The organism is Aphanizomenon sp. CS-733/32, from assembly GCF_028330045.1.
In the GTDB taxonomy this organism is placed as follows: Bacteria; Cyanobacteriota; Cyanobacteriia; order Cyanobacteriales; family Nostocaceae; genus Dolichospermum; species Dolichospermum gracile.
In genome coordinates, this window is the sequence record NZ_JAQMSE010000180.1 from 1 (window position 1) to 14745 (window position 14745).

The 14745-nt window shown below is 35.6% G+C and carries 18 protein-coding genes and 1 pseudogene; 12 read left to right on the forward strand and 7 right to left on the reverse strand.

Going from position 1 to position 14745, the window contains the following annotated elements; genetic code table 11:
* Together PN471_RS14430 and PN471_RS14435 are read right to left on the reverse strand one after the other, a co-directional pair.
* A partial coding sequence (locus PN471_RS14430) for a tetratricopeptide repeat protein (RefSeq protein ID WP_271777444.1) occupies window positions 1-1751 on the reverse strand: 1751 nt, incomplete at its 3' end.
* A gap of 306 nt (window positions 1752-2057) precedes the next feature.
* On the reverse strand, window positions 2058-2465 hold the full coding sequence (locus PN471_RS14435) for a hypothetical protein (RefSeq protein ID WP_271777445.1): 408 nt from the start codon (window positions 2463-2465) through the stop codon (window positions 2058-2060).
* 330 nt (window positions 2466-2795) lie between these two features.
* On the opposite strand from PN471_RS14435, the gene PN471_RS14440 reads away from it, so the two are divergent.
* The gene (locus tag PN471_RS14440) at window positions 2796-3092 is read left to right on the forward strand and encodes a hypothetical protein (RefSeq protein WP_271777446.1); all 297 of its coding nucleotides are present in this window, start codon (window positions 2796-2798) and stop codon (window positions 3090-3092) included.
* A 111-nt stretch (window positions 3093-3203) separates the two neighbouring features.
* Window positions 3204-3503, forward strand: a complete 300-nt coding sequence (locus PN471_RS14445; RefSeq protein ID WP_334311921.1) for a PIN domain-containing protein — start codon at window positions 3204-3206, stop codon at window positions 3501-3503.
* 122 nt (window positions 3504-3625) lie between these two features.
* On the opposite strand, the gene PN471_RS14450 is transcribed toward PN471_RS14445, so the two are convergent.
* Window positions 3626-4987 carry an NAD(P)/FAD-dependent oxidoreductase gene (locus tag PN471_RS14450; protein WP_193893706.1) on the reverse strand — a complete coding sequence of 454 codons (1362 nt, stop codon included), beginning with the start codon at window positions 4985-4987 and terminating at the stop codon, window positions 3626-3628.
* 199 nt (window positions 4988-5186) lie between these two features.
* On the opposite strand from PN471_RS14450, the gene PN471_RS14455 reads away from it, so the two are divergent.
* Window positions 5187-5423, forward strand: coding sequence for a DUF6737 family protein (locus PN471_RS14455; RefSeq protein ID WP_271777447.1), 237 nt, complete (start codon window positions 5187-5189; stop codon window positions 5421-5423).
* 6 nt (window positions 5424-5429) lie between these two features.
* Here the strand turns inward: PN471_RS14455 and PN471_RS14460 are convergent, their stop codons facing one another.
* Window positions 5430-6437, reverse strand: coding sequence for a sodium:calcium antiporter (locus PN471_RS14460; RefSeq protein WP_271777448.1), 1008 nt, complete (start codon window positions 6435-6437; stop codon window positions 5430-5432).
* Window positions 6438-6531: 94 nt separating this feature from the next.
* Here PN471_RS14460 and PN471_RS14465 point away from each other — a divergent pair, with 94 nt between their 5' ends.
* The 7 genes and pseudogenes from PN471_RS14465 to PN471_RS14495 form a co-directional block, all read left to right on the forward strand.
* Window positions 6532-7245 (forward strand): TIGR04283 family arsenosugar biosynthesis glycosyltransferase, encoded by a 714-nt coding sequence (locus tag PN471_RS14465; RefSeq protein WP_271777449.1) that lies wholly within the window; start codon window positions 6532-6534, stop codon window positions 7243-7245.
* A 9-nt stretch (window positions 7246-7254) separates the two neighbouring features.
* Window positions 7255-7938 (forward strand): TVP38/TMEM64 family protein, encoded by a 684-nt coding sequence (locus tag PN471_RS14470; RefSeq protein ID WP_271777450.1) that lies wholly within the window; start codon window positions 7255-7257, stop codon window positions 7936-7938.
* Window positions 7939-8079: 141 nt separating this feature from the next.
* Window positions 8080-9627: a mercuric reductase gene (locus PN471_RS14475; RefSeq protein WP_271777451.1), complete on the forward strand. Its 1548-nt coding sequence runs from the start codon at window positions 8080-8082 to the stop codon at window positions 9625-9627.
* A gap of 148 nt (window positions 9628-9775) precedes the next feature.
* Window positions 9776-10537 carry a sterol desaturase family protein gene (locus tag PN471_RS14480; RefSeq protein WP_271777452.1) on the forward strand — a complete coding sequence of 254 codons (762 nt, stop codon included), beginning with the start codon at window positions 9776-9778 and terminating at the stop codon, window positions 10535-10537.
* A gap of 197 nt (window positions 10538-10734) precedes the next feature.
* Window positions 10735-11334 (forward strand): tRNA-(ms[2]io[6]A)-hydroxylase, encoded by a 600-nt coding sequence (locus PN471_RS14485; RefSeq protein ID WP_193893688.1) that lies wholly within the window; start codon window positions 10735-10737, stop codon window positions 11332-11334.
* A 237-nt stretch (window positions 11335-11571) separates the two neighbouring features.
* Window positions 11572-11802, forward strand: coding sequence for a hypothetical protein (locus PN471_RS14490; RefSeq protein WP_271777453.1), 231 nt, complete (start codon window positions 11572-11574; stop codon window positions 11800-11802).
* Between the two features lie 5 nt (window positions 11803-11807).
* Window positions 11808-11942 (forward strand): annotated as a pseudogene (locus tag PN471_RS14495) (type II toxin-antitoxin system VapC family toxin); the annotation flags it as partial.
* A gap of 512 nt (window positions 11943-12454) precedes the next feature.
* Here the strand turns inward: PN471_RS14495 and PN471_RS23475 are convergent.
* The 3 genes from PN471_RS23475 to PN471_RS14505 all read right to left on the reverse strand — a co-directional run bounded on the left by PN471_RS23475 (window position 12455) and on the right by PN471_RS14505 (window position 13594).
* Window positions 12455-12652 carry an Imm30 family immunity protein gene (locus PN471_RS23475; protein ID WP_442867159.1) on the reverse strand — a complete coding sequence of 66 codons (198 nt, stop codon included), beginning with the start codon at window positions 12650-12652 and terminating at the stop codon, window positions 12455-12457.
* A 209-nt stretch (window positions 12653-12861) separates the two neighbouring features.
* Window positions 12862-13215: a hypothetical protein gene (locus PN471_RS14500; protein WP_271777454.1), complete on the reverse strand. Its 354-nt coding sequence runs from the start codon at window positions 13213-13215 to the stop codon at window positions 12862-12864.
* Window positions 13216-13228: 13 nt separating this feature from the next.
* Window positions 13229-13594 (reverse strand): papain fold toxin domain-containing protein, encoded by a 366-nt coding sequence (locus PN471_RS14505; protein ID WP_271777455.1) that lies wholly within the window; start codon window positions 13592-13594, stop codon window positions 13229-13231.
* A 266-nt stretch (window positions 13595-13860) separates the two neighbouring features.
* Here PN471_RS14505 and PN471_RS14510 point away from each other — a divergent pair, with 266 nt between their 5' ends.
* Window positions 13861-14289, forward strand: a complete 429-nt coding sequence (locus PN471_RS14510) for a type II toxin-antitoxin system HicB family antitoxin (RefSeq protein ID WP_271777456.1) — start codon at window positions 13861-13863, stop codon at window positions 14287-14289.
* Entirely contained in the window at window positions 14286-14591 is a 306-nt protein-coding gene (locus PN471_RS14515; RefSeq protein ID WP_271777457.1) for a type II toxin-antitoxin system VapC family toxin, read from the forward strand. Before PN471_RS14510 ends, PN471_RS14515 begins: the two co-directional genes overlap by 4 nt.
* Window positions 14592-14745: the final 154 nt, after the last annotated feature.

The window sequence follows — 14745 nt, forward strand, 5'->3', positions numbered from 1 at the left end:
CTTTCGTACTGTCCCAGGGAGTCGTAAGCATTGCCTAAATTGTTTAAGGAAATACTTTCCCCCTGAATATCCCCTATCTCCTTTTTTATATCCAAAGACTGCTGGTGGAATGCGATCGCCCTTTCGTACTGTCCCAGGGAGTCGTAAGCATTGCCTAAATTGTTTAAGGAAATACTTTCCCCCTGAATATCCCCTATCTCCTTTTTTATATCCAAAGACTGCTGGTAGAATGCGATCGCCGTTTGGTACTGTCCCAGGGAGTAGTAAGCATTGCCTAATGAAATCAGAGAAGCTGTATAATGCCAATTTTCTTTATCATTCGTTTTCGACCATTTATTTACCAACTGCCTATATAATTCCACTTGGTTGGCATAATAACCCCCCAAAGTCAAAAAATCATCGCAATGGCGAATTGCCTCAAATGCTGAATCATAATCTGCTAATTGGTAAAAATGATAAAAGATTTCTAAATATTCCTGAATATCATCTTTAGTTTGCCAAGGTTGTTGTTTAGCAATTGACTGATAATAATTAATGGCTTTTTGATGTGCTTCTGTCTGATCACCTGCTTTATATCGCACATATTCCAACACCACAGGCTGAAACTCAAACCATCTGCCATCATCAATCAATTTTTCTGATAAAAAAGAACGCTTGACAAGATTTCTTAATTCTCTCTCAATCTCTGTTTCTGAACTTCCTAAACATACAGCCATTGCGGCTTTAGCATTTACGACCCCACGATAAACACTAATATTTTGTAATAGGGACTTTTGCAACTCATTCAAACGCTCAAAACTGGCATCTAATACCAACACCATCCCCACATTTTCCAGACGGTGCTGGCCAACCACTTTTTTATCTGTTAATAATTGCTGCAAATTTCCCAAACCTAAATTTTCCAATCTTTTTAAATTCGGGTCTTGGGGATATTCTTCTATTAATAAATCTGCTACAAATCTCAACAGCAACGGATAACCGTCTACTAATTTGACAAATTCCTCTAAATTTCCTTGAATACCTAAAGCTGTTAATAGTTTGATGCCATCTTCTATTTTTAAACCTGATAAGGGTAGCCATTCCCATCTTTTCGGTAATTTTGGTCTTTCTCTCGTGGTGACAATTACCTTACTTTTACCCCCACATTCTACCCAAGTTGTAAAAAATTCCTCATAGAATTGACTTGCCCAAATTCCATCTGTTGTTAACAGACTTTCTAAGTTATCAATAATCAATAAATATTCACCTGACTGCAAACATTTCACCAAAGCTTGTACTAATTGTGTTTCTTGTTCCGGAACTCGAAAACCAAATTCTTGCAAAACTTGAGTAGCCACATCAGTAAAAATTGCCCCATAACTCACATCAGCCAAAAATCGTTTTGTCAAACCTGCTATTGTTTCATCTTCATAAAGATAGGCTGATAACATAGATTTGCCTATACCACCAATACCTTCAATACCAATTAGAGGAATATTTGGATTATTTAACCATTGTTTTAAATTGGCAATTTCTGCTGTTCTTCCTTGCCAATAAGCCAAACTTTTATGAGGATTCCCAGCTTTGAGAATCCCCGGTGATTCTAGTTTAGCAAGTTGTTCAATTCGTTCTATAGCAGGATTTATTCTGTCAACAATAATCTGTACCTGCTGGGCATTTAATTGTCCGATTTGAGTCGCTTTACCATCACCAAAAGCCGTAACATTCATTTTAATATTATTTTGGTGATTGGGGTTAGATTCATTTGTCATAGCTTACAGCAGGTAAATGGTTTATAGCTGCGAACTCGAAAGATAGCGCGACATTGTATAAATTGTATTTAGCCCCGGCGAATGGAATTCACGGCTACACAAACGAAGTCCGCCTGCGCGGACTAATGAAAAATCAAGGCTTTGAAACCCACGCAGGTGGGTTTTGTCTGTGTAGACGCGGTTTCTAACCGCCCGTTTAACTAAGGAAAATCAAGGATTTGAAACCCACGCAGGTGGGTTTTGCCTGTGTAGACGCGGTTTCTAACCGCCCGTTTAACTAAACCCCTACCTGTGAAATGTGACTGATTAAAAAGTTACACTATCAGCTTCAATTTTACCCACCTGCTTCACCGTGCTGTTATCGTAAGCGTTAGCAATCATTTGAATATTGTCACCAGGTTTATCAATCCCTGCTTGTAAAATCTTGGCTATTTCTTCAGCGAGCGCTGTATCCGCTTCCAAAATCTTCCTCAGTTGTACTCGCAAGCTGCCTTGTAAATCTTCATCATCGGGATTTTTAGCTACATCCTCCGCTGCTTCTTTTGCTGCTTCCTTGGCTTCTATCTTCGGCTGTAACTTAGCCCAAATCACTTTAGCCCTATTCCAAACATCCTCACCGACTTTTTGAGATGCCCCTTCTGCGGCTTTATTACCCATAGTCATCAGAAAAGGCAGACAGGGAGCGAGAAACTTAACAATTACAGCAATATCCATGAATTTATGTGGTTTAACTACTGTTATTTATATGAGGTTATAATAGCACATTCCTAACAGAGTCAATGTGTTTTAATAATAATTTAATATGTGGTTTAACTACTGTTATTTATATGAGGTTATAATAGCACATTCCTAACAGAGTCAGGGTTAGAACTAAAAAATATTACAAATATAGATTCAATATCACTGTAAAAAACTAATATTTTCAAGCATTCAGCCATTAGCAAGAAATTAACACTGGAGTAATAAACAGACATCACAAAACTAAAAAATGCTATAATAAATGACATCCATGAATATCATTTACATTTCCTAGGAGGAAATATTATGTTATCAACAGAACTTCAACAAGAGTCCATGATCAGCAGAATTGAGAAAATAGTTAATATTTTGATGGAAGAACGTCCTTTATTTAAGGAAGAACTTAACGCAGAGGAAATGATTCAAGAGTTATGTAATCTATTTCAGCAAAACTTACCTATTGATGAGTTTAATAGTATGAAAGATCAGGATCTAAGAACACGTTGTAGCGGGATTATGGTGACAGAAGCAGTAGCAGGAACTTTAAATGAATTAACTCCCGAACAAATAGCAATTTTTGATGAAATGATTAAACGGAAATAAAAAAATATGGCATATTTATTAGATACCAGTGTTGTCTCCTTAGAACTGAAAAATAATCCCAAAATTAAGCAAAGATTAAAAGAATTTCAATCTCAATAAGGATTATTAAGTATCACTTGCGTTACTTACTTTGAAATTAAAAGAGGTTTATTTGCAGTCAACGCAATTAAACAATTAGAAAGGGTTGATAATTTCTGTAAGGATTATCAAATTATTTTCTTGGATGATTTAGCAATTTTAGAAAAAGCCTCAGAAATTCATGCAAATCTTAGATTAAGAGGATTACCAATCCAAACAGAAGATATTTTAATTGCTGCAACTGCTATTGTTAAAGGATTTATTCTGGTTTCTAATGATAGTGATTTATTGAGAGTTGAAGGATTAAGTTTAGAAAATTGGTTACAGGAATAAATTTTCTGGGTATTTGATGAGAATAACTAAATGCAAAAAAATAAATCCCCGACTTCTCTAAGTGGTCAAGGATTTGGGTTTTAAGTGTTTTTAGTTGAGCTACTTAATGCCAACCACAAATACTAGAGATTGACTGGCTGCTTATTTTTGTTGGGTTGGGAATCGCCACTATTGTTAACAGGTTGTGTTGCTAAAAAAGCCTCTTTACCTGTAATCAATCGAGAGCGCCGATTCCGAGTAATATAATTCCATGCCCACTGAATTACTACTACTAGTTTAGTGTCAAACTCAATCAAGAAATAGATGTGAATTACTAGCCAAAATACCCAAGCAATGAAACCTGTGAGTTTGATGAAGCCTAAATCTACAACGGCTAAATTTTGCCCAATCATTGCCAAACTACCCACATCATTGTATTTAAATTCTGGCAAAGTCCGATCTTGCAGCCGTCGTTTGATGAGTTTACCTACATACTCTCCTTGTTGTTTGGCTACGGGGGCAACACCAGGTAAGGGTTTACCATTTTGATGGGAGAAATTAGCTAAGTCTCCAATTACGAAAATGTTTTTATAATCCTTGATAGTCAAGTCAGGTTCTACAACTACTCTGGCAGAGAAATCGCACTCTACATCTGTCCGTTCTGCAAGGATTTTCCCCAAAGCTGAACCTTGCACACCCGCTGCCCACAAGATAGTTTTTGAGGGAATTTCTGTCAATTCACCGTTTTGCTTGAAAGTAACAATGTCATTTTCAATATTTGTGACTCTGGTTTGAGTGTGAATAACCACACCCAACTTTTGTAAAGATTCTATTGCTACTTGCGATAGTTCTGGGGCAATGTGTGGGAGAATGCGATCGCCCCCTTGTAATAGTAAAATTTTCGTTTCTGCGGTGTCAATGTTACGAAAATCTTCTTTGAGAGTTTGGTATGCCAACTCGGCGATCGCACCTGACAATTCTACACCAGTTGGACCTCCCCCCACAATCACAAAAGTTAACAAAGCCCGCCGTTTTACCGGATCACTTTCTTTTTCTGCGGCTTCAAATGCTGAAAATATCTGCCGGCGCATTTCTATCGCATCTTCCACCGTTTTCAAACCAGGAGCAAATTCTTTCCAATTATCCTTCCCAAAGTAGGAATGATTAGCACCAGTGGCTAGAATTAATGTATCATAAGGTATGGATTCATCACCAAAAATAACTCGTTGCGCTTTAGGATTAATATCAGTTACTTCTCCTAACAACACCTTTGTATTTTTGCTTTTGCTGAATACAGATCGTAGTGGTGCGGAAATGTCCGAGGGTGATAGCGTACCTGTGGCAACTTGATATAAAAGCGGCTGAAATAGGTGAAAATTACGTTTATCAATCAGAGTAACATTTACCTTCGTGTTCGCAAGCGCCTTGGCTGCATACAGTCCACCAAAACCACCACCAACGATAACAACCTCATGTGGTGCATTCTTCTCACGGGGAACAACCATAAACAATATTTCCTTTTGTTAAGAGTAATGTAACCTTTCTTAACAAATATGTAACAATATTATAATATATTTTGCCGTCTATTGAGAACTCTTGCAAAAAGACTAAAAGTAGTCAAAGTTACGAATAAATGATGATCAAAAAATATGAGGATAAATGCTGATATAATATTCCTAGCAAATCCAGTTTTTTGATCCAAAAATGTCTGAAGAACAAACAATTAGCCCTTGGAAATATAAACCTTGGTGGTGTCAGCCTTGGTCAATTATCCTCACTGCTGTCACATTAATTAGCGTTAGTTGGTCAATATTTAAAATTATTTGGGTGACAATTTTAGTAGCTATTCCATTATTAATTTGGATGGGATTTTTTCTGTTAATTTGGCCACAAATGATGATTCGTAGTGGAGTTTTAGATAATTTGGAAAAAAATCCTTAATTCCCATCAAAATATATCCCGGTAAATCACGTACATTGCGCCAATATAGAGGGCAACTAGAGTTAATCCATCCCAGGTAATGTACATTCGTGAACCACTGACAGCATGGTAAATTAGCCCATTAATAGCTACTGAAGTCATAATCATGGCAACAATAGCAGTAAATATATGTATCTGACTGATGTTTAACCAAAGATTACCTTGTAAATACACCAAATCATAAACACCCAAAATTGCTAAATTGGTGATATTAGAACCAAAAATATTGGATACTGCTAAATCAACGGCATTAAGTCGAATAGCAGCTAATGATGCTACTACTTCAGGAAGGGAAGTGGCTGTAGCTAAGAGAATTGCACCAATAAAGCTTTGTCCTAATCCAGTTACCTCTGCAACTCTATCACCTAAAAATGCCAACCAAATACCGAGAATTACAATTATGACTGAGAGGAAAATAAACCTCAGATATGCTTGTTTTGAGGTAATATGTTGATATTGAAAAGCCTCAATTTCTTCCTCTAGCACTTGTGCGCGTCGTCTCATCTCAAATTGAGCAATCATGCGGGCGCTCAACCAATAGAGCCAGAGTAAGATGATACTAGGGATACCCACCCATCCTACAGCTAAATTCATTTCTGTTTTCGCTAGGAGTATTCCTAGAGTCGTCACACCTAGCATGACACAGCCCAAACTAGCGGCTAATCCATGACTAATCTGCGCTCGCTGTAGTACGGGTTCAGCTCCGTTGTAAATATCAAGTAATGCCAAAATGAGTAAATTAAAGAGACAACTGCCCAAGATGCCCCCTACAGCTAGGTCTGGAGAGTTAAACAGAATAATGGCACTTGTCCCTGTGGCTAGTTCCGGCAAAGATGTGACACCCGCTAAGAGAATTGTTCCTACCCAAGTTCGTCCCATTCCGGTTTTTTCTGCTAATATATCGGCACTTTGGGAAAGTGATGAGCCGATGAAAATTACTAAAGTAATACATATAATAACTTGGAGAAATAGCATGATTATTGAGAGAATGTAGAACTTGTTTAAATATTATCAGGTTTCAAGAAAATGGCAAAAGTTTACTATTTGTTGCATAAATATTTTGAAAATCATGACGGAAATCATAAATCAAAATTTTAATCGGGACTTAATTTCTATTATTATTCCCACACTCAATGAAGCTGATAATATTCAGGAGGCAGTTATTAGCAGTCAAATTGGCAGTCATATAGAAATCATTATAGTTGATGGTGGTTCACAAGATCAAACATTATTAATAGCCAAATCCTTAAATGTTCAGGTGATTATTTCTCCTCCCGGACGTGCTAATCAAATGAATGCGGGTGCTATGGCTGCTAGTGGGGAGATTTTGCTGTTTCTCCATGCTGATACTCGGTTACCGACTAATTTCGAGCAGATGATTCGTACAACCTTAGTAAAACCGGGAATTGTCGCTGGTGCGTTTGCTTTACGAATAAATGCCCCCGATTGGGGCTTGCGTTTGGTCGAATTTGGGGTAAAATGGCGATCGCATCTTTGGCAAATGCCCTATGGTGATCAAGCAATTTTTCTCACCAAAGATGTATTCGGGCAAGTTGGTAATTTCCCACAAATTCCAATTATGGAAGACTTTGAACTTATGAGAAAATTAAAAAATCTGGGAAAAATTTATCTATTACCAACACCTGTAATTACCTCACCTCGCAGATGGTTAAAAAAGGGAATTATCCGAACTACTCTTTGGAATCAAATTATTGTCATCGCTTATTTACTAGGGATATCCCCACATCGAATTCGTAATTGGTACTCTTCTTCAAAATTGTAAATAACTCTTATGGTCATGACGTTTTTATCAGCAATAGATTTAGCTTTATTACAGGAATCTATTAGTGTATCTTCTCTCGGTTTCCTGTCATTTTTACAAAATACTTTACAATGGATTAATAGTCTTGGTGCTGTGGGGGGAATAGTATTTATTGGTATCTACATTATTGCTACTTTAGCCTTTTTACCAGCCGCAATTCTCACCTTAGGTGCTGGGATAATTTTTGGGGTAATCTGGGGTTCTTTGTATGTGTTTATTGGTGCTACTTTGGGTGCTGTAGCTGCATTTTTAGTAGGACGTTATTTAGCTCAAGGTTGGGTAAAAAAGAAAATATCTAGTTATAAAAAATTTGCCATCATTGATAAAGCCGTTAGTAAAGAAGGATTAAAAATCGTCTTATTAGTCCGACTTTCTCCCCTTTTTCCCTTCAACTTATTAAACTATGCTTTTGGAATTACTAGTGTTGCTTTTCAAGACTATTTAATTGGTTCATTGGGGATGATTCCCGGAACAATTATGTATGTTTATTTTGGTTATTTAGTAGGAGATTTAGCCTTAATTGGTAATAAGAATCAACCCAATAATACGATTCTTCACTGGGTAATTCAAATCATCGGATTCATAGCGACAATTGCTGTCACAGTTTATGTAACTAAGATCGCTAAAAAAGCTTTAGAAGAGGAGATTTTATGATAACTTTCTATTTCTCATCTGCAACAATTTTAGGGAATTTGTTAAATATAAACCTGACAAATTTTTGATAATGATGTATCTATAAAAAAGATCGCCCAATCAAAAATATACTTGATACCTGACCATTTAGAGGTAATACTAATGTCAAATTCAGAATCTCCCAGAGTCACAATGCGTCCAATGGATGAGTTTAATCAAAAACTAATCAAAAATGTTCATCCTGATAACTGGCTAAATCCCCAACCGACTGATGATTATGATTTGGTAGTTATTGGTGGGGGAACTGCGGGTTTAGTTGTAGCTGCGGGGGCTGCGGGTTTAGATTTGGGTTTGAAAATAGCCTTAATTGAAAAAAATCTCATGGGAGGAGATTGTTTAAATTTTGGTTGTATCCCCTCTAAATGTTTAATTCGTTCTGCTCGTGTAGTCGAAGAAATCAAAAAAGCCAAGGATTTAGGGATTAATATTTCCCAGCAATTTGATGTAGACTTTGCCACAGTTATGGAGAGAATGCGGCGGATTCGGGCGAGTATTAGTCATCATGATTCTGTGGAAAGATTTAAAAGTTTAGGAATTGATGTTTTTTTAGGTGCTGGTAAATTTAAAAGTAACAATACTATAGAAGTTGATCAGCAAACATTAAAATTTAAAAAAGCTGTGATTGCGACAGGTGCTAGGGCTGTTAAACCGAAAATTCGGGGAATTGAAGCAGCCGGTTATTTAACCAATGAAACTGTTTTTTCTCTGACTCAAAAACCCGAAAAATTAGCAGTGATTGGTGGTGGGCCTGTCGGTTGTGAACTAGCACAAACATTCCGGCGTTTGGGTTGTGAAGTGACATTATTTCATCGCGGTTCACATATTTTAAATCAGGAAGATCCAGAAGCAGCAGAAATTTTGCAAAAAGTTTTAATTGATGAAGGGATTCGTTTAGTATTAAATTGTCAATTGGAAGAAGTAGTTACAGTTACGGAAGGAAAACGCCTCTATTTTTCTGTGAATAGTGAAAGAGATTCGGTGACAGTTGATGAAATATTAGTTGGTGCGGGACGGGCGCCAAATGTGGAAAATTTGAATTTAGAGGCAGTGAGTGTAGAATATGATCAAACCTTCGGTGTGAAAGTAAATGATTATTTGCAAACCACAAATCCGAAAATTTACGCTGCTGGTGATATCTGCATGAATTGGAAATTCACCCATGCGGCAGATGCAGCAGCGCGAATTGTGATTAAAAATACCCTGTTTTCGCCCTTTGGTTGGGGACGAGCTAAACTCAGTAGTTTAGTGATGCCTTGGGTGACATATACCAGCCCGGAAATTGCCCATGTAGGGATGTATGCAAAGGAGGCGGAAAAATTGGGTATAAAAATAGAAACTATTAAGATTCCTTATATTCGTATAGATCGAGCGATCGCCGATCATGAAGAATCTGGTTTTTTAAAGATTCATCACAAAAAAGGCTCAGATCAAATCCTGGGTGCAACCATAGTTGCTAATCATGCAGGAGAGATGATTTCCGAAATTACCACAGCTATTGTTAACAATATTGGTTTAAGTAAACTTAGCACTGTAATTCATCCTTACCCCACCCAAGCAGAAGCAATTAAAAAAGCCGCAGACGCTTATCGCAAAACTTTACTCACACCAAAAACTAAGCAATTATTGGGATTTTTAACAAAATTTTCTTAAATTAAGAGTTTCAGATCCTCGACTTCTTTAAGAAGTCGGGGATCTTGTTCTTTGTTCTTGAGACTCAAGAAAATATTCATGGTAAAATTTATAAATAGAGAGAAAAAATTGACCCATCTACGGCAGAATTATCAGGACATCAAACAAAATGGAATATAAATCTCTGGCTGTTGTCAGCAGTATCGTAATATTTGGAATCCTAGAAACCTCAATTCCTTTTTTTCCCTATCATCAAACTTTACTTAAAAGAGTTATTCACAATTTAATTTTAGGTTTAGTAAATTCTTTAGCGGTTAATCTCACAATTATTTTAATCTTAAAATTTCTCTGGAAACCAACTTTATCACAGGGATTTTTTTATGATCTAAATTCACCCTGGTTGCACTTTATTATCTCTTTTTTGTTGCTGGATTTATATATGTATACGTGGCATAGATTAATCCACACTTGGGATTTTGCTTGGCGGTTTCACAAAGTCCATCATACAGATAAATGGATGAATATATCCACAGCTTACCGCTTTCATCCAGGAGAAGTAATTGTCTCCAACATCCCCAAAATTGGGTTAATTTATCTATTGGGAATTACCCCAAATGCGTGGATATTATATGAATCTTTATTTGCTATATCCTTAGTTTTTCATCATAGTAATTTTGCTTTACCCTTCAAAATAGATAAATTTCTGAGTTATTTTATTGTCACACCTAATTATCATCGCGCTCATCATTGTCAACTAACAAAATATTTAAATAGTAATTACACCAGTTTGTTAACCATTTGGGATATAATATTTCAATCCCGTTATTATCCACCCCAACCAGAAACCATCCAATTTGGTGTACCCGAAGAAACTAGAGATTTTAATGTCATCAGTTTATTAAAACTACCGTTTGTGTCCGTTAATAAATAATCAAATTTAGGCATTGAATAATGGCGGTATGAAAATCGAAAATTCCCTTTCTCCAACTCTTACTCTTTGCGCCTCTGCGTGAGACAAATTGATACTTTCATTCAGCAACGCCCAAATTTATTGTATTATAGAAATAATTCGGCAAACGTCCTTTTTCCTAGATTAAAAATAATTATCAAATTTGGAGTTTCCTCGCTGTGCTGAGTTCACCTTTACCCACAATCAACGCCCTTAAACAACCTACCAGTGATGCTTGGGTAGAGCAAGCGATCGCTAACCTTGATATTATTTTATTAGACCACTCCCACTGTGAACGCAAAGCTGCCGGAGTAGCATTAAATATGATGTTTCGCTATCCCTCTAATGCTAAAATGGTCAGGGAGTTAACAGCGATCGCTCGTGAAGAACTCGAACACTTTGAACTCGTTAATCAATGGCTAGAACGCCGTCAGATCAAACTAGCAGCCCTATCCGCACCCCCCTACGGTGCAGGGTTAAAATCCCAAGTTAGGGGACAAGAACCCCAGAGATTTTTAGACTCCTTACTCGTCACCGGCTTAATCGAAGCTCGCAGTCATGAACGCTTAGGACTCCTAGCTGCTAACTGTCCAGAACCAGAACTAGCTCAATTTTACCGCAGTTTAATGGCATCAGAAGCCAGACATTTTGGCACCTATTGGGTTTTAGCTGACACCTATTATGACCGCAAAATCGTCATGGACAGATTAGATGAATTAGCAGAGGTGGAAAGTCAATTATTATCAACCTTACACCCAGAACCGAGAATTCATAGTTAGTCAGTTGTCACGAATTACCGTTGGACGAAACATAGCTCATTTTGAGCCAAATTAATCGTATAAATCTAACATAATATTTCTCCGGTTAAAATTCTGTTTCGGTGATTTGGATGATAAAATATAAAATGGGCGATCGCTAATAAAATTCTATAAATCTTAAAATCCTGTAGATGATAATTTTAACTATTTTCAAGTATTATGTTATAATCAATTCAGAATTAGAAGAGTAGAAATATCATGATTTTAGCTGTGAAAAATCCTTCTCCTACTATTGCACCTAAGTTAACTTATGATGTGTTGATTGAAAATCAAGCAGATGGTACTGTGAAAGCGACATTATTAAGTTTACCAGAATGTCAAGGTTTAGGGAATACAGAAACCGAAGCAATAGAAGAATTAGATAAGATTTTGCAAGTTCGTTTAGGAAATGCTAAGATTGTCACTTTAGAAATTAAATCTCCGAATTAAAGACAAAAATCCGCGTTGGTACTCAAGATTTACGCATTGCTGCAATTACATTATCAGTCAATGGGATTTTAGTAACTCGTAATTGGAAAGATTTTGAAAAAGTTCCTAATTTGTGTTTAGAAGATTGGAGTATATCTTAATTTGTATAAGTAGTAAAATTTCCGAACCAGGATTTACAGGATTAATATTGTCTGAATCAGGTGGTTATCGAGCGAAGTCAAGATAATGTCCAAGATTAAAGGATTAACAGGATGTTTTTTAGAAAATATAGGTTGTTGTGAATAATATAAAATATATTTTCCTCTGAATCATAATTTATAATCATTAAATATTCATAGAAAACCTACAAATAACAATACTGTACATCCTTAAATCCTGGTAATCCTGATATGGCTTGCGCCACGCTACGCTATCAGACAATCACGTTAATACACTTTCTTTAATTTCCAATTTATTGATAATACTCTCTTCTAAAAGATGATAGATAAAATGAGGAGTGTTTAAATTAGCTGAATGTAATAGATTTTGATAAACTTGACACCCACTTTCCGCACTTCATTTTGTAATACGCGAATATTTCCATAATTTTATTTTTTATCGTTTAATAAAACACATATTTTATCCATCATTTTAAGTATTAATATTGAACAGTTTAACCCTTATTAGGAATAATTCTTGAAAAGATGGATACTACATTGTGAAGTGCGGAATATGGGTTGACATTTTCCATATCAAAAGATTCCAGAAAATGAATTAAGCTAAACATCACTTCTGGCTGTTGACATTGATCATCTAAAACCAGATGATAGGCAGGTAAATTATTTTCATCAGAATTATCAGCTATTTCCAGGACTTACGCAAAATATCTCTCAAACCCTCTTTTCTTCGTTCCTTCGTGGTTCATTATTCCGTGACTTGTGCGTAAGTCCTAATTTCAACTAAAGCATTTTCAAAATTTGTAACTTGTTCTTCTGTTTGCATTAAGCGATTTTCTTGCAAGGTTGCCAATAAATTATTTTGATTCCTTGTTTTGTCCCTTATTTCTCAAAAGTATAACGATTACACTATAGTGGCTGAACTTACTTTGACATTCTCTTGCTGTTTAGAAATAGAATCTGTTTGTGTAAATTCATCAAATAATTTAAAAAAATCCTCAAAAGCAGTATTTTCATCTTTAGAGAAAAATAAAATTATCTGATCCCAAGTTTGATTATAAGCAACATTATATTTTTGTTGTATCCAGGTTTGAAAATTTGAAAACTCTTGTTCTTGAGAAGTTTGAGGTATTTGAATTTGACGACGTGCAAAACTGTAACCAGCGATAAAAGTGCGAAGGTTAGCTATGGTTGCCTTTCCTAAATACATAGCTGGACGTTTTTGAATATTGCGGATTAAATCGTATAAATCTAACATAATATTTCTCCGGTTAAAATTCTGTTTCAGTAATTTGAAATTCTCCACCTAAATCTTGTATAACGCAATATAAGTTATTTATCCAGTTTACCCTAGAAATTCCTTCAGGGTGAATGTTGTCAAAAATTAGTTCTTGTCCATTAATTTCTATTGCAATAGCATAATGTCTACCGTTAATGGAGATATTTTGTTGTAAAACTTCATGGTAGATATTACAGAATGGGTCTTCTGTACTCCCTGTAAACAAGTTAATTTCTCTACCAGGTATTTTCTGATTAATCAGGAATTGACGCAAAGCTATAGCACAAGGAACACATTCAAAAATATGAAATTGTTCCGCCATATCATGTAGTTGACGAACAATATTATTATTAGTCATGAGGTAGGATATTTTTAGTCAAATCAGAAAAAATATAGAAGACTATAATCAGGGTAGAAATACCATAAATTGAGGAAGTTTGGGAATAAATTTTATTATTTGTCTGAATCAGGATATCCAAGATTAAAGGATTGACAGGATGATAAAATATAAAATGGGCGATCGCTAATAAAATTCTATAAATATTAAAATCATGTAGATGATAATTCTAACTGTTTTTAACTATTATGTTATAATCACTTCAGAGTTAGCAGAGTAAAAATATCATGATTTTAGCTGTTAAAAATGCTCTTTCCACAATTGCACCCAAGTTAACTTATGATGTGTTGATTGAAAATCAAGCAGATGGCACGGTTAAAGCTACATTGTTAAGTTTACCAGAATGTCAAGGTTTTGGTGCAAATAAAGAGGAAGCATTAAATAATCTTATTCAACTTTTTCAAGCACGAAAACCAGAAATAGTAACTTTAGAAATTGAACCAGCTAAAACCGAACATCCTTGGATAAAATTCGCAGGAATGCACAAGGATAATCCTCTTTTTGGTGAAATACTAGAAGATATAGAAGCTGAAGGTAATGCTTGGGATGTGCTAGAGGCATTAACAGGAACTATTGAAGCACCAAGTGATTGGTCAAGTCAACATAATCACTATTTATATGGTACTCCTAAATATGACAATGAGATCAGAGAATGAATCAAGAAAGACTATTTTTAGATACAGTATTTATTCAGGCTTTATTAAACAAGAATGATCAATACCATACTCAAGCTAAAGCATTATTACCAAGGGTGAAAAATGCCGTTGAAGTATGGGTAACAGAAGCAGTTTTGATAGAAGTTGGTAATGCTTTAAGTGCAGTAAACCGCACAGCATCAGTTCAGTTTATTAATCAGTGTTATCAAACAGATAATATCAAAGTCGTTACTGTAGATTCATCGCTTATTATGCGTGCGCTGGAACTTTATCACAGTCGTCAAGATAAAGATTGGGGTTGAACAGATTGTATCTCATTTATTGTTATGAAAGAACAGGGATTAATTTATGCAGTAACGGCTGATATTCATTTTGTTCAAGCTGGTTTTATAGCTTTATTAAGGAAGTCAGGGAATTAATTTTCTGTGAGGATTTTCAAGATATTTTTTGTCTGAT

What these genes read in the sequence shown, in the direction of transcription:
- PN471_RS14435 (WP_271777445.1), bottom strand. Translation starts at nt 2,465, where the DNA reads ATGGATATTGCTGTAATTGTTAAGTTTCTCGCTCCCTGTCTGCCTTTT.
- PN471_RS14440 (WP_271777446.1), top strand. Translation starts at nt 2,796, where the DNA reads ATGTTATCAACAGAACTTCAACAAGAGTCCATGATCAGCAGAATTGAG.
- PN471_RS14450 (WP_193893706.1), bottom strand. Translation starts at nt 4,987, where the DNA reads ATGGTTGTTCCCCGTGAGAAGAATGCACCACATGAGGTTGTTATCGTT.
- PN471_RS14455 (WP_271777447.1), top strand. Translation starts at nt 5,187, where the DNA reads ATGTCTGAAGAACAAACAATTAGCCCTTGGAAATATAAACCTTGGTGG.
- PN471_RS14460 (WP_271777448.1), bottom strand. Translation starts at nt 6,437, where the DNA reads ATGCTATTTCTCCAAGTTATTATATGTATTACTTTAGTAATTTTCATC.
- PN471_RS14465 (WP_271777449.1), top strand. Translation starts at nt 6,532, where the DNA reads ATGACGGAAATCATAAATCAAAATTTTAATCGGGACTTAATTTCTATT.
- PN471_RS14470 (WP_271777450.1), top strand. Translation starts at nt 7,255, where the DNA reads ATGGTCATGACGTTTTTATCAGCAATAGATTTAGCTTTATTACAGGAA.
- PN471_RS14475 (WP_271777451.1), top strand. Translation starts at nt 8,080, where the DNA reads ATGTCAAATTCAGAATCTCCCAGAGTCACAATGCGTCCAATGGATGAG.
- PN471_RS14480 (WP_271777452.1), top strand. Translation starts at nt 9,776, where the DNA reads ATGGAATATAAATCTCTGGCTGTTGTCAGCAGTATCGTAATATTTGGA.
- PN471_RS14490 (WP_271777453.1), top strand. Translation starts at nt 11,572, where the DNA reads ATGATTTTAGCTGTGAAAAATCCTTCTCCTACTATTGCACCTAAGTTA.
- PN471_RS14500 (WP_271777454.1), bottom strand. Translation starts at nt 13,215, where the DNA reads ATGTTAGATTTATACGATTTAATCCGCAATATTCAAAAACGTCCAGCT.
- PN471_RS14505 (WP_271777455.1), bottom strand. Translation starts at nt 13,594, where the DNA reads ATGACTAATAATAATATTGTTCGTCAACTACATGATATGGCGGAACAA.
- PN471_RS14510 (WP_271777456.1), top strand. Translation starts at nt 13,861, where the DNA reads ATGATTTTAGCTGTTAAAAATGCTCTTTCCACAATTGCACCCAAGTTA.
- PN471_RS14515 (WP_271777457.1), top strand. Translation starts at nt 14,286, where the DNA reads ATGAATCAAGAAAGACTATTTTTAGATACAGTATTTATTCAGGCTTTA.